Annotated in this window: 13 protein-coding genes; 1 reads left to right on the plus strand and 12 read right to left on the minus strand. The window is 46.6% G+C overall.

Translation table 11 applies throughout. The features are described from left to right. Positions 1–43: 43 nt before the first annotated feature. The 11 genes from THEBA_RS05500 to THEBA_RS05550 all read right to left on the minus strand — a co-directional run bounded on the left by THEBA_RS05500 (position 44) and on the right by THEBA_RS05550 (position 10,127). Positions 44–373, minus strand: coding sequence for a hypothetical protein (locus THEBA_RS05500; protein ID WP_041928091.1), 330 nt, complete (start codon positions 371–373; stop codon positions 44–46). A 272-nt stretch (positions 374–645) separates the two neighbouring features. Beyond that, positions 646–864, minus strand: coding sequence for a hypothetical protein (locus tag THEBA_RS05505; RefSeq protein ID WP_014730784.1), 219 nt, complete (start codon positions 862–864; stop codon positions 646–648). A gap of 665 nt (positions 865–1,529) precedes the next feature. Beyond that, complete coding sequence (locus THEBA_RS05510) at positions 1,530–2,081, minus strand: helix-turn-helix domain-containing protein (protein WP_014730785.1); 552 nt, start codon at positions 2,079–2,081, stop codon at positions 1,530–1,532. Continuing rightward, complete coding sequence (locus THEBA_RS05515; RefSeq protein WP_014730786.1) at positions 2,074–3,003, minus strand: DUF1177 domain-containing protein; 930 nt, start codon at positions 3,001–3,003, stop codon at positions 2,074–2,076. Before THEBA_RS05515 ends, THEBA_RS05510 begins: the two co-directional genes overlap by 8 nt. Beyond that, positions 2,996–3,958: an ABC transporter ATP-binding protein gene (locus tag THEBA_RS05520; RefSeq protein WP_014730787.1), complete on the minus strand. Its 963-nt coding sequence runs from the start codon at positions 3,956–3,958 to the stop codon at positions 2,996–2,998. The genes THEBA_RS05515 and THEBA_RS05520 overlap by 8 nt, the downstream gene beginning before the upstream one ends. After that, entirely contained in the window at positions 3,939–4,928 is a 990-nt protein-coding gene (locus THEBA_RS05525) for an ABC transporter ATP-binding protein (protein ID WP_014730788.1), read from the minus strand. The genes THEBA_RS05520 and THEBA_RS05525 overlap by 20 nt, the downstream gene beginning before the upstream one ends. Next, positions 4,925–6,106 (minus strand): M20 family metallopeptidase, encoded by a 1,182-nt coding sequence (locus THEBA_RS05530; RefSeq protein ID WP_014730789.1) that lies wholly within the window; start codon positions 6,104–6,106, stop codon positions 4,925–4,927. Before THEBA_RS05530 ends, THEBA_RS05525 begins: the two co-directional genes overlap by 4 nt. A gap of 10 nt (positions 6,107–6,116) precedes the next feature. Beyond that, positions 6,117–6,956, minus strand: coding sequence for an ABC transporter permease (locus THEBA_RS05535; RefSeq protein ID WP_014730790.1), 840 nt, complete (start codon positions 6,954–6,956; stop codon positions 6,117–6,119). Continuing rightward, positions 6,956–7,915, minus strand: coding sequence for an ABC transporter permease (locus tag THEBA_RS05540; RefSeq protein ID WP_014730791.1), 960 nt, complete (start codon positions 7,913–7,915; stop codon positions 6,956–6,958). Before THEBA_RS05540 ends, THEBA_RS05535 begins: the two co-directional genes overlap by 1 nt. 59 nt (positions 7,916–7,974) lie before the next feature. Further along, positions 7,975–9,510 carry an ABC transporter substrate-binding protein gene (locus THEBA_RS05545; RefSeq protein ID WP_014730792.1) on the minus strand — a complete coding sequence of 512 codons (1,536 nt, stop codon included), beginning with the start codon at positions 9,508–9,510 and terminating at the stop codon, positions 7,975–7,977. A 14-nt stretch (positions 9,511–9,524) separates the two neighbouring features. After that, positions 9,525–10,127 carry an AroM family protein gene (locus THEBA_RS05550; protein WP_014730793.1) on the minus strand — a complete coding sequence of 201 codons (603 nt, stop codon included), beginning with the start codon at positions 10,125–10,127 and terminating at the stop codon, positions 9,525–9,527. Positions 10,128–11,135: 1,008 nt separating this feature from the next. Here THEBA_RS05550 and THEBA_RS05560 point away from each other — a divergent pair. Then, on the plus strand, positions 11,136–12,611 hold the full coding sequence (locus tag THEBA_RS05560) for an MFS transporter (RefSeq protein WP_014730794.1): 1,476 nt from the start codon (positions 11,136–11,138) through the stop codon (positions 12,609–12,611). Here the strand turns inward: THEBA_RS05560 and THEBA_RS05565 are convergent. Next, positions 12,608–14,551 (minus strand): ABC transporter ATP-binding protein, encoded by a 1,944-nt coding sequence (locus THEBA_RS05565; protein ID WP_014730795.1) that lies wholly within the window; start codon positions 14,549–14,551, stop codon positions 12,608–12,610. The two genes, THEBA_RS05560 and THEBA_RS05565, sit on opposite strands and share 4 nt — an antisense overlap.

The following is a 14,551-nucleotide window of genomic DNA, read 5'->3' on the forward strand; positions in this document are numbered from 1 at the left end:
ATCTAAGAACCGCAGGAGGCTTGCGAGCAGACGCTGACCGCTGTTAAGAGCCGTCCTTGGTCCCTCGTCCCAGATCATGGACCCGTCCTTCGCTGAGACCTAAGCCCAGATCCTTAACAGCGCGCCTTTCGGTCATCCCGTGATGCTTTTGCACGGGATCTGGTCTCGAAAACACGGCAAAGACCGAGATCCTGACCAGGAGCATTGTCAGGATGACGTGAAGGGAGTAATACTGACATCCCGTAGAGTCTGCCCCGACGAACTCCTCTTCTGTCATCCCGTAGTGCTCCTGTACGGGATCTCGCCCAAAGAACCGCTGAACGTTTAAGAACCGAAACCCGCTGAACGCTGTGAAGATAACGTTGACCGTCAACGGTCCACCGTCCTCCGAGAGGATCAAAACAAAGATCCCGAAACAAGCTCGTTTAAGAGCCGCTGGACGCTTGCTAAAATACGTTGAACGCTGCTGAAGACTAGGTTGTCCGTCAACGGTCCACCGCCCTCCGAGAGGATCAAAATAAAGATCCCGAAACAAGTTCGGGATGACAATGTGAGAGGGTTCCAAAAGCCGATGTCGGGATGACAGAGTGTGGTCATTTCGGAAACGCCGCATTCAGTCATCTGAACTTGTTTCAGCATCCCAATCTAAGAAGTGCTGAACGCTGCGAGCGAAAAAAGGGACTGACGGCTCCTATGGTCCCTTTTTCGCGCCTCTTCGGTCATCCCGTGATGCTTTTGCACGGGATCTGGTCTCGAAAACACGGCAAAGACCGAGATCCTGACCAGGAGCATTGTCAGGATGACGTGAAGGGAGTAATACTGACATCCCGTAGAGTCTGCCCCGACGAACTCCTCTTCTGTCATCCCGTAGTGCTCCTGTACGGGATCTCGCCCAAACAACTGCTGTACGCTTAAGAACCGAAACCCGCTGATCGCTGCTGAAGGCTACGTTGAGCGTCAACGGTCCACCGTCCTCCGAGAGGAGCAAAACAAAGATCCCGAAACAAGCTCGTTTAAGAGCCGCTGGACGCTTGCTAAAATACGTTGAACGCTGCTGAAGACTAGGTTGTCCGTCAACGGTCCACCGCCCTCCGAGAGGATCAAAATAAAGATCCCGAAACAAGTTCGGGATGACAATGTGAGAGGGTTCCAAAAGCCGATGTCGGGATGACTTCCTCAGTTGCATTGAAACCCTGAATTGATTGCCAGTTCTCTTCACGAGACCCCATACCCCGTAATCGATACCCCGCTCTTCTGAACTCCTTCCCTCCCCCATCTCGAGCTAAAGGTTAGAGATTATATGTTTGAACTTAAATACTCGAGATCTACTTGATCTTCTTCCGTCTGACCTCTTGCAGCTCGTTTTCTAAGAACCTTGATGTGAAGTGTTGCAACGAATAGCGACTTTTCTAAAGAAAGATCTCATGTTCTTGTAAAGTTTGTGACAAGTCTTTCCTCTGCAAAGTCAAGAATGAAGTCTTCCGCAATGTCTCAAGGAGACTGATACCAGGAAGAGAGAAGAGAACTTCTCAGAAGCTTGGAGGACACACCACCCAGATCCCAATCGCTACTTCGTCTCCTAGATTTCTCCACTTATGGGGTATAGTGCTGCTGTGGGTTATGCTGTCTCCCTCTTCGAGAATCAAGGTACTATCTCCAAGCTGAAGCTCAATCTTACCCTTCAGCATAATTCCCGACTCAATGCCCTCATGGATGAAGAAATCCTCTGTACCAGCGTCAGGACTCAAATAAGAAATAAACATGGAATATGACTTGTTGGGTGCTGAAAGAACCTCGTAGTAAAGACCTGGAGCGACCGTGACGGTCATCCTGTCTTCGCGCTTTATTAGGCCTTTCATTGTGTTCTCAGATGAGTTTTGCTGCACGAGCGAAATAACTGTTTCCCCCATAGCGTTGAGAATCTTCTTCAGCGTATTCAATGAAGGAGAGACCTTTCCGTGTTCGATTTGACTTATCAGACTGGAGCTCACACCTGAAGTATCGGCCAGCTTTTTTATACTGATTTTTCTGGCCTGCCGCAGTGATCTCAGCTTGTTTCCAATGTTGTCAAGCTCAGTCATTTTCAAGGTCCTCTGTTGAAAACACCAATCTCGACATGTCGCCATAAAGTCCGCTGATTCTTTCGAACTCAGTATGATCAAAGAGCTTGCACTTGTTTTGCCCAAACCGTTTTGCGACCTCTAAAGAGAAACGTGCAGCCAACTCTATGTCGAGTTCGTGTGAAGAACCGGTTGCACATCCAGGAACGGCCAGCTCTGTTGTTATTGCAAGGCCGACCACAGGAACGCTTAATAAAGTACAGGGCTGCATAATACTGTTTATGTGATGAACTCTGTTCCCATATGGCGTAATATCCTGCATTGTGATCGGCAAGACTCTTGCAGGTTGACCAGTAACGGATTCGCAAATATCCAGCAAATCATCTGAGACCTTGAGTATATATCCTTCCTTCACAGTTGGCGTTATAGCTATACCTTTCCAGTTTATCAATCGGTTTCCCTTGGTCGTATCGATTGAAATCACTGCATCAAGGCGCCTCTTGAGCATTGCCTGCAGCGCCTGCCTTGTTCCTATAGGCGATCCCATGAATGGAACAGGCTCGTGTCGCTGTGTCGGCGCATCTGGGCAGATGTGTGTGGCAACATAGAGATTTCCGGGAAGTCGGTCTCCCTTATCGCTCGCCTGAGCAGCCTTCAAAGCCAATGCAAGAGCAGCCGCAGCACCATCTCCATCGCTGACAAAACCAATCATTTCAGGTCTTGCTCCGATTCCACCAAGTTGTCCGATAACTCCAAGAACTGGGAGTGACGGATCCTCTCCTTCGATTAGAATTCGAACGATGTCGGTGCTCCCCTTTTCGCTGCCAACTTTCTCGATCTCTACAATAACGCCTTCGTATGGTATGAAGAGTTCGGCAACTTCTTTCCCGTTTGCATAAGGGCTATCGAGAATCTCAAGAACATCCATTACCTGCCTAAGCATTGGAATTACCTCCTGTGTCATAAAGATGGCATCTTACCTTTCTGTCCCCGACAACCTTGAGTTCTGGTTTTATCGCGCAAGCCTCAAAAGCCTTTGGGCACCTAGTGATAAACGGGCAGCCTTTGGGCGGATTTACGGGACTGGGTATTTCACCCATAAGAATCTCATTCGCTGCTTTCTTACTCGGATCAGGCTGAGGGACAGACTCAAGCAGTCCCTGAGTATACGGATGAAGGGGATTATCAATTATCCGATCTACCGGTCCTATTTCCATGATGTTTCCTAGATACAAAACTGCCACGTGATCCGAAATCTGACTTACGATCTTTAGGTCATGTGTAATGAAGACATAAGTCAGCAAAAATTCCTTCTGCAAGTCGCCAAGAAGGTTCAACATCTGTGCTTGAACCGAAACGTCAAGAGCCGAGGTGGGTTCATCCAAAACCAGCAATTCCGGCTGCAAAATGAGCGATCTTGCGACAGAGACCCTCTGCTTCTGCCCGCCGCTTAATTCGTGAGGGAATTTTTTTATCGTTGAACGATCCAGGCCGACAGAGTCGAGAATAGTCAAAACCTTTTCTCTTCTCTCCCGTAGATTCCCCAATCTGTGAATTCGTAACCCCTCTTCGATAATCGAAAAGACATTCTTTCTCGGGTTAAGCGAAGCATCCGGATCTTGAAAAATCATCTGGATGTTTCTGTAATCGGTCTTTGTTCTTCCGATTGGATTTCCTTTATACAGAATCTCACCAGATGATGGCTGATAAGCACCACATATCAACCTTGCAATGGTGGATTTTCCGGAGCCGCTTTCTCCTACCAAACTGAAAACGCCGCCCTTATCGACTTCGAAGGATACGTCATCAACTGCCTTGAGAAACTTAACCGGTTTCCCGAAAATACTATCCTCTATAGGAAATCTCTTTGTAAGGTTTCTAATTTCCAGCAGCTTCATTATTTGCAACCTCTCTACCGTAAAGCCAGCACCAGACAGTAGATGAACCCACGGAGAATGCAGGCGGTTCCTTTTCAGTGCAAATCTTCATTGCCTTACTGCACCTTGGGTGAAATCGACAGCCTTTAGGGGGTTTCAGCAACCCTGGAACATTCCCTTGTATGGAAAGAAGCCTTTGCTTTCTCTTCTCGGGAATCAATTTAGGTAAAGAATCAAGTAGACCGAGAGTATAAGGATGCTTCGGATTCTTGAAAATGTCTTCGACGGACGCATTCTCGACCTGTTTCCCAGCGTACATAACCATCACTCTGTCTGCAATCTGCGCGATGACTCCGAGATCGTGTGTAATGAAAATCAAAGAAGTCTCGAACTCCTCTTTCAGTTCGCGGAACATATAAAGAATCTGAGACTGAATTGTCACGTCAAGAGCCGTAGTCGGTTCATCGGCAATCAGGAGCTTTGGATTGCAAAGCATTGCCATGGCAATCATGATTCTCTGGCGCATACCTCCGCTATACTCAAAAGGGTATCGGTTCATGAGATTCTCCGGCGATGGAATTCCAAGATTCTTCATAATCTCAATCGACTTCTCTTTCGCCTCTGGCTTTGTCATATTCATGTGGTTAACTAGCACCTCGATCAGCTGAGCTCCTATCTTCATCGAGGGGTTGAGTGAATTCAAGGGATTCTGAAAGACCATAGATATCTTTTTTCCCCTTATCTCCTCTACTTCTTTTAGAAGATTTTTCCCCATGAATTCCATCTTGGCAGCTTTTACTTTGCCGGGAGGAGAAGGTATCAGACCCATCAGTGAAAGCGCAGTCACGCTCTTGCCGGAACCGCTTTCGCCGACTATCCCGAGCACCTCCCTTTCGCCCACCGAAAAGCTAATACCGTCCGGGGCTCTCAGTATTCCTTCAGGCAACCTGAACTCAACCGTTAGGTCTTCTACCTCAAGAACATGGCTCAAAACTCTTTCCTTCTCTCTCTAAAATAATCTGTTACTTCTTCCAACAAGGATCTGTCAGACAAAAGATCATAGACTGTAAGTGCCATTGCTTTCGCTGCTCTTATCATTGCATTGTAGCCGTACTCTGAATTCGCACAAGAGGCAAATTCCCTTGTATGCGTCGGAATGTCCCGGTGCTCGGTAATATCTATGTACCCCTGTATCGCAGGCAAAACGTGCGTGACAGAACCTACATCCGTAGAGCCAACTCCCTGTTCGTACGTCCTCATAGTTGTCTTTTCACCGACGAGCTCGAAATTACTGTCAAGGAGTCGAGCAATTGGAACGTTTACATAGACCTCTTCCATCTGCTCGGTTTGCTTCAGCTCGAAATCACAGCCTGTAGCCAACGCCCCTGCTTGAACTATCTTCCTAAACTTCTCAGAGACAACGTCGACCTCTTCAATAGACAATGCCCTTATTCCAATCTCGGCAGCTGTATAATCGGGAATTGTATTGAAGGATTGCCCGCCATTCGTTATTATTCCGTGTATCCGAACTTTCTCTGGAAGCTGTTGACGCAGTGCAGAAATACCATTAAACATCTGAATCACAGCATCGAGCGCATTAACGCCCTTCGCAGGATCCGCAGCAGCGTGAGCCGGTTTCCCAAAGTATTTTATTGAGAACGTCTTCAAAGCATACGAAATGTCAAAACCCGTACTCATTGAAGCGGGGTGAATAATCAGAGCAGCGCTCATATCATCAAAGACGCCCTTTTCAACAAGAACCCTCTTTGCTCCTCCCCTTTCTTCAGCGGGGCAACCTACGACAACAATAGAACCTCCAGTTTCCTCGATCGCACCGCTTTCCTTAAGAGCGATAGCCGCTGCAATACTAGTGGTACAGATCAGATTGTGACCACAAGCATGGCCAATTTCTGGCAGCGCATCATATTCGGCCATCAGGGCTATTTTCGGACCAGAGTTACCGTAACTCGCAATAAAGGAAGTGGGCAGCTCCTCAATAGCCGGGCTGACAACCTCAAATCCAGAGGCCTTAAGGAAACTCTTTAGAGCCTCAGAAGACTTGTATTCCTCGTAAGAGAGCTCAGAGAAGCCAAAGATCTTTTTGCCCAGCTCAATTACATCGCTAGCAATTTTGTCAACAGTGTGGATTATTTCCCTTTTCTTGTCCATATAACCTCCTTCACGACCTCAATCTGGGATCTAGCACGTCTCTCAAACCATCTCCAAGAAGATTGAATCCCAAACAGGAAACAAGGATCGCAATTCCCGGAAAGATCGCCATATTTGGAGCGGTTTGAAGATAATTCTTGGCCTCGCTCAACATGCTTCCCCAAGAAGGTGTTGGCGGCTGAATCCCAAGGCCCAGAAAACTCAACGTTGCCTCGCTGATTATCGCACCGGCGAAGTTCAAAGAAGCATATATGATTATTGTTGGAATGATGTTCGGCAGGATGTGAAACATGATTACCCAGAGATTTGATCCTCCCATCAATCTCGCCGCAGTAACGAACTCCTCGTTTCTGTAAGTCAGGACTGCGCTCCTAACAACTCGCGAGAAGCTAGGTATCATAACAATGCCGATAGCGAGCATCGCATTGAAGAGTCCTGGGCCGAGAACCGCCATCATTGCAATGGCCAATAGAACGTATGGAAAAGACAACAGAGCGTCCATTATTCGCATAATTATCGAATCGACCAGACCTCCGAAAAAGCCGGCTATAACACCGATTACTGTGCCGAGAAGAGAACCTATGCCCACAGCTACTATACCAACCATTAGAGACACTCTACTACCATAGACCAGTCTGCTGAAAAGGTCACGACCATAGTCATCCGTTCCAAACAAGTGGCCCCCTTCTCCGGGCAGAGCAAAGATGTGCATGAAGTCCATATCCTCAACTTCATGTGTTGCAATCAGTGGTGAGAACAAGGCAAGCACCAGGATTGCCAAAATCACAAAAAGCCCCACAGCAGCCTGCTTGCTACGTAGGAGTCTCCTCAAGAATTGTGCAGCTCTCATTATTGTGATCCTCCATAAGCGACCCTAATTTTCGGATTGAGAAAGGCATAGAGCATATCCACAATGAAATTGACAAGTATATATATGAAGGCAATGACCAAGACTTCACCCTGTACTAGCAAGAAGTCTCTTCTCAATATTGCGTCTATCATCAGCTTGCCCAATCCCGGCAGCGCAAAGACGGTCTCCGTTAAAACTGCACCGGCAAGCAATGTGCCAAGCTGCAAACCTATGACCGTTACAATAGGAACAAGGGCGTTTCTAAGTGCGTGGTTATACAGGACTAACCTGTTCTTCAATCCTTTTGCCATCGCGGTCCTCACGTAATCCTGCCTGAGAACCTCTAACATGCTCGATCGAGTGAATCTGGTTATGATTCCCATGGACTGAATTCCAAGAGCGGTAGAAGGCAGAATAATATGCTTTACAACATCCCAAAGTCCGTTCGAGATGTTCCCAATTCCAACCGCGGGAAGCCACCCCAATTGCAATGCAAAGACTATTATCAGTATCATCCCAAACCAGAATATTGGAACAGAGATTCCAACCAAGGAGAGAATCGTTATACTGAAGTCCACAAAACTATCGTGCTTAGTTGCGGCAAGAATGCCTGCCGGTATCCCGATTATAGAAGCAATGAATAGAGCGCTAACGCTCAGAAGAAGCGTTGTCGGAAGCCTCTCTACAATCAGGGAGATTACATCCTGCTTATATATGAGAGACTTACCAAAATTACCTGTGAACACCCTCTTCAAATAAAGCGCAAACTGAGTGAAAACAGGCTGGTCGAGCCCTAGCTCGGCTCTGAAGCGCTCTATATCTTGAGCCCTGGCGCCTGGTCCTAAAAGAACCGCCGCAGGATCTCCAGGAATAAGCTTCATCAAAAAGAAAACCGTCAAAAGCACAAAGAACAGTGTGGGAACAATCTGGAGCAACCTTCTGACAATGAACTTTCTCACAATACCACTCCCTCAAAAGGGGATGGAGCGAAAGCTCCATCCCGCAACAAAACGAGAGTCTATTCTACGTAAACGTTAGTTCCCGGTGCAAATACTCTGATCGTCATATCCGAAGAAACCGTGAAGCCTTTTACCTTGTCACTAACGCCCATGACAACGAGTTTGTGATAGCCTGGGAAAAAGATCCTGTCTTTCATCACGAGTTCCTCCGCTTTCCTATAGTACATAATCCTTTCGTCTTGATCAGCAGAGGATTCACCCAGCTCTATGTACTTGTCGACTTCGGGGTTGTTGTATCTACCGCCATTTCCATAAGTTCCCGCAGTCGAAGAGTGGAACATGTAGTACATGAAGAATTCGGGGTCGGGATACCATGTCCAACCGATTGCATAAATGTCTGCTTCTCCCTTACTGGATACTTCAACAAAACTTCCCCACTCGAGAGAAATGACTTCGAGATCGATTCCGACCTGCTTCAGCATCGACTGCATAACGATGGCCATCTTTCTTCTATTCGGGTCGTCGGAAGTATACATCTTAAGCTTAAGTCCATCTGCATATCCGGCGTCCTTAAGGATCTGCTTCGCGCCTTCGGGATCGTAAGGAGTGTAGAAATCCTGAACATCCGGATTGTATGCCCACGATCCGGGAGGGATAGGCCCGTATGCAGGAACACCGCTCTCATTCGGGAAGATGACTTTAGCTATTTGTGTTACATCTATTGCCTTGAAAATCGCTTCTCTTACCTTGGGATCGGTGGTCGGGCCCTTCGTAGCGTTCATGTAAGCGGCATAGATGTTGTTTCCCCCCACCATTATTGCCTCGACATTGGGATCGGCCTTTACCTTAGGAATGTCCTGATCGAGAATATCGCTTGAAATGTCTACCTGTCCGCTTAGAAGAGCAAGAGTCAAAACTGCTTTGTCTGGGATGAACTTATAGGTAAGATTCTTCACATAGGGTTTTTCACCCCAGTAATCTTCGTATCTCTCAAAGGACATGTGGTCATCCTTGACCCATTCCTTCAAAACGTACGGACCAGAGCCGATCGGATGAAGCACGAATTCGTCGCCCCAGCCTTCGACTTCTTCTTTAGGAACTATAGCTGCTCCAATGTCGGTAAGCACGGTAAGGAATGGAGCATAAGGATACTGAAGAGTAATCTTGACAGTATAAGTGTCGACAACTTCAATGGTGTCTATCATGTATATTCTCACCATCGGAGAGATCTCCATCTCTCTGTCGAAGCTATACTTCACATCTTCGGCAGTCACGTTACGCCCGTCTTGGAACTTCCCCTTCTGGAAGAAGACATTCTCTCTGAGTTTGAATGTCCAAACCTTGAGATCATCGCTCACCGTCCAAGATTCGGCAATTACTGGTTTAATCTCTTTGACATCGGCAGTGTAAGCGACCAGCGTCTCGAAGACATTTCTCATTACCTGCGACGAAGCCAAATCCTGATACATCGCCGGATCCATTGTCGTCGGATTCTGGTCAGTTCCAACAACAAGTTCCGAATCATACTTGTCCGTTGCAAAAGCCGAGAATGATAGTACGACTACGAGGAGCAGAATTACCAAATACTTTCTCATACAATACCTCCTTTTCACACTATGGTGCGAAGAAATTCCCCCACGATTCTTCTTGCTGAAATAACTGTTCCTAAAGCGACTTCTTGAATCCTTGACTCATGGTCCAATCCATAACCCATGCAATCAAGATAGATATACTTTGAATCGGTAAGACCGCTAGGTATTGAGGGGCTTCCCTCATAAGGCGAAAAGCTGAAGACCTCAAGTCGCGTAGAAAGTCCTTTCCATCTCCGTGCAAGCGGTTCTTGCTTCTTCTCAGGCACAACTACTGCTAGACTTTCGAAAGGGCCCTGAGAGCGTAAGAAAGATCTAATGACCGTATACGGCTCAATATACTTAACTATATTAAACTCACTGGTGCACAAAAGCACTGTCGCTTCTTTGACTTCAAACGCTAGAAGTTGTTCTCTAACCCATTCCTCGGAAAGTTCAACCTCTCGACCGTCTCGTAAGCGGCTTACCAAAAGATCTTTCTCGGAGAATGGCGTGACAAAATCCTTCACTTCCATACCATCCAACAAGCCGACCTCTTTGACTTCCAAAGGCTTTCCAATTATTCGAATTAATTCAGGAACAAGATCATCTCGCGGCGACTGACCAATAGTCAAAAATGTCATGCATGGTCTCCAATTAAGTCGTAATTAATTTAATTAAAGTATACTACATAACATCTCAAAATCCAAAATTGGATTTTTTGATTCAGATAATTCATAAGAAGACAATCTTGCTTCTCTGTTTAATTATGCTACTCATTGTTCAGTTTTGAGGCGCTGTATAGACACACAACCACCCCACTCGTCCTTCCATTGATCTTTTGATGCTATGTGTGTTACCCCACCTCTCGTCCTACGTTTGACGACTTCGCCTCGAACGATCCAGATGAGAGTAATTCTCCGCTTTACCGCTGATAACTCTTTTTAGACTCCTCCGGGAAGAACATTTAGAAGTTGTCATTTGCAAGTTGGAGGCAAAAAATAAGAACGTCTAATCTCGTCATTTGAATTACGAGCTGCCCTTGGTTTACTGTCTTAGATCGTGAAGCTGTTCTCTAAGATGAAGAGCAGAACTGCTGCTGACTCCGGCAGGAGGCAAGACCGGCCTCGTCGGGATGTGATGCCCGTAGGAGGACACGTTGAAGTGATGCTGCGCTTGCACGCTAGGAAGCGAAAAAAGAAAAAGAGGTTTGGGAGCGAGATCCTGTACACAACTCTTGAACAAGAGCACTTCAGGAAGAGTCAACGAGCTGTTCAGAGTAAAACACTAATGCTTTATAACACATCAAGAGCAAACCGTTTCTTTTCACCACCTAGAGACCCAAGACTCGAGACCAGAGACCCCATACCCTGTAATCGATATCCTACCCTTCGCGCCATTCTGAACTTGTTTCAGAATCTACTCCCTTGAAAGAGATGACAAAGAGTCAGCATGTCGAGAGTCCGCCACGCTTGTCGAGATAACGAGAAGGCACACATCGTTCGCGGGATAAATGAGGAGTTGCTTTGAGGTATTTTTCAGACACTTCTAAAAAATGAAACGCAACAGTTTCGATAAAGCGACACGGACGATTCTTTCGGTGTTAAACTCTCAAATGAATCTACTTCATTTTGATTTCGACGGGAGCAATAATGGACGACTACCTGGGCTACAACAAACACGAATACAGAAGAACAAGAAAACTCGCGATTATTGAAGGCTCCTTCTTCAATCTCGCATTTCTTGTAACTCAGGGCTTCATCGTTACCGGACTTGCTCTCGAGTACGGCGCGTCGGAGATGCTAATAGCGATAATCGGCGTTCTACCAACGCTGGCGCAGCTTGTTCAGCTGGCCGCGCCTCTTGTCTTGAAGCTGTTCAAAGACAGAAAGAAGGCTATGCTTTTCAGTGCGCTCCTCGGTAGAATTCCTATTGCATTTATTCCAGTTACCCTTGCTTTAGGGATAAGAGCTCAGTCACTGCTCCTTGTTCTTCTTGGCTTAATTGCCTTTGGCAACTCACTCGTGGGGACGTTCTGGGCATCTATAATGGGCGACGTGATTGATCCGGAAACGACGGGAAAGTATTACGGTAGGAGGAACCTGATTCTCTCACTCAGCACAATGCTGATCACACCTGTGTATTCATTGATCCTCGACCGTTACGAAGGCTCTCTCGGATTCATTATTGTGACGTCTATGGCTACTGCCTTTGCGATAACAACAATATTCCTTTTGAAAATGCACTACGCACCGCCCGTAAAGACCTTTGGCCGTGGACGAATGTTCAAGGAGGTATTTTCGAATCTCAAGTTCAGGCAGTACCTCAAATTTGCCTTTGTCTGGAATTTTGCGATAACTATTTCGGGCCCATTTTACGCATACCATCAGTTGGTCAATCTTAAAGTCAGTTACTCGTATCTGAGCATTTTGAGCATAGTCGCCTCTCTCACTTCCATGCTGATGTATGTATTGTGGGGAAAGATATCCGATCAAATAGGTCATCAGTCGGTAGCGGAATTTGGGATTCTCGGGGCGACTTGTCTAGCACTGATGTGGGTGTTTGTGACTCCACAAACAGCGGTCTTTCTCTTACCGGTAGATGCCATCGTAACTGGAGTTGTCTGGAGCGCAATAAACCTCTGTCTCTTCACGATGATGATGGGAATGATTAGAGGTTACTCCGTTGAGTCGTACGTTGCAGTACAGGCTTTTCTCAACGGCATAGGTGCTCTCGGTGGTTCCCTGCTGGGAGGATTCATAGCCTCTTATCTTAAGGGCAAGAGCATTACGATTTTTGGAATGGAGTTCTTTGGTATCCAGGTTATCTTTTTGGTCGGTGCATCGTTTAGGTTCTTGTCTTTTCTTCTTCTTAGGCGTGTACAGACACCTAAGATCAAGACCGTTACTCAGGTCTTCTTCAACACAATGTCTACAGTAGGCAGAAGAATGGCCACCAGGCCCTACGAATTCCCGGTTCTTCAACTGAGATCGAGAAAGAAGAGAGAAGAAGCCGAGCCTTTGAAACTCGACCTGCCCAGCTCAATGATTGACCTCAGCGATATTGAAGGGATAGAACCTGAAGAGACAACAGATGACAGCGATCACGAAGAACGCTCTGACTCCTAGGCGATATCACCCAGCTCATACTGAAGCCTGTAAAGATCCGAGTATATTCCGCCCTTTGAAAGCAGCTCCTCGTGTGTTCCTGACTCTACAAGCATGCCCTTGTGAATCACCATGATTCTGTCGGCATTTCTGATCGTCGAAAGTCTGTGGGCAATCGTGATCATTGTCTTTTCCTTTGATATCCTCTCCATAGCCCTCTGAATGAGCGCCTCTGTTTCCGTGTCGACGTTTGCAGTGGCTTCATCGAGAACAAGAATATCAGCATTGAAAACTACAGCCCTTGCAAGAGCTATTAGCTGTCTTTCACCGGCCGAGAGCGTTCCGCCTCTCTCCAGAATAACTGTGTCGTACTTGTCTTGCAAACGCTCTATGAAATGGTGCGCATAAACGTACTTCGCCGCTTCGATCACTTTTTCCCTACTGATGGTCTTATCGAAGAGGCGTATGTTGTCGAGAATACTCCCGGAAAAGAGGAACACATCCTGGAGAACAACGCCGACTTTCTTTCGAAAACTCTGAAGGTTGTAATCGTAGATGTTCCTGCCATCTATCTTTATCTTCCCCGACTGAATCTTGTAAAGCCCTGTGAGGATACTTATTATTGAAGTCTTTCCTGCGCCGGTTTCTCCGACGAAGGCGATCTTTTCTTTTGGACGAACCGAAAAGCTTATATCCTTCAAAACTTTGTGCTCGCCGTCGTATGCGAAAGTTACATTTTCAAACTCTACCGTGCCTTCGAGTGATTTGACTCCTGACTCGTTCGAATTATATTTCTCTTCCTCTTCGTCCATCAACTTGAAGATCTTCTCTGCAGAGGCCATTGCATTCTGCACGATGTCGTACTTCTCTGCGATGTCTTGAAGTGGCCGGAAGAACATGTCAATATATGAGATGAAGGCGACCAGTACTCCGAAGGCGAGAGTATTTCCAATAATGCTCTTTACCCCGAACCAAATAACAATCGCTATCGTTACGTAGTAGAGGAGGTCAAGCAGCGGTCTGAAAATGGCGAAGACCCATAGCTGCTCCATCAGGCTCTTGAAATGGCTCTTATTGACGGTGTCGAACTCCTTCTTTTTTCTCTCTTCCTGATTGAAAAGCTGTGTTATGGACATCCCGGAGATGTGTTCGGCGAGGAATGCATTGATTATTGCGAGCCGGGTTCTTACCTTTCTATATGCGACTCTATCGAAATATCTGAAGACAAAGATCGCGCCGGCAATCACCGGGAGAATTGCCACCGTTATCAAGCCGAGATACGTCGAGAGGTTGAGCATTATTATGATTATTCCGCCGAGTAAAAGAACATCCTTCACCATAGATGTTATAACACTGGTAAAGAACTCGGCAAGGTTCTCCGTATCGTTTGCCACCCTTGTGGCAAGCCTTCCGCTGGGGTTGGTATCGAAGAATCTCATAGGGACTCTGATCAGGTGTCGAAAGAGATCGACTCTAATTCCGTGTGTGATCTTCTGCCCCATGTAAGATGTCGCGTAGACCTGTCCATAATTGACGAAGAAAAGCGAAAAGAGAATCAGACTCATGAAAATTGCGATCTGTCCTATCCCATTGAGATCCTCAACTCTTAGTTCGGTCAGCTGCTTTTCGGTAATTGGATAAGTGGTCGTCCCATCGGTAACGCTATACATTCCGGACTCGTCCTGTTGAAGATAAAAGGTACCCTCTTCCGACTGGACAAAACTGTATGAATCGCCCTCCTCGACAACGACGAGAGAATACTGATTGTCCATGTAATCGTCTATTGCCTTTCTCATAAGCAGTGGAGGCAGCAGGTCGAGAGCCGTCGAGGCAGCGATCAAAACCAATGCGAGAATAAGAATAGGAACGTATGGCTTTGTGTACTTCCAAAGTCTAAAGACTACCCGCCAGTCTTCAACTTTGAGTTTTTCTTCTATTTCGCTATAAACGTTTTCTGCCAC

The organism is Mesotoga prima MesG1.Ag.4.2 (assembly GCF_000147715.2).
Lineage (GTDB): Bacteria > Thermotogota > Thermotogae > Petrotogales > Kosmotogaceae > Mesotoga > Mesotoga prima.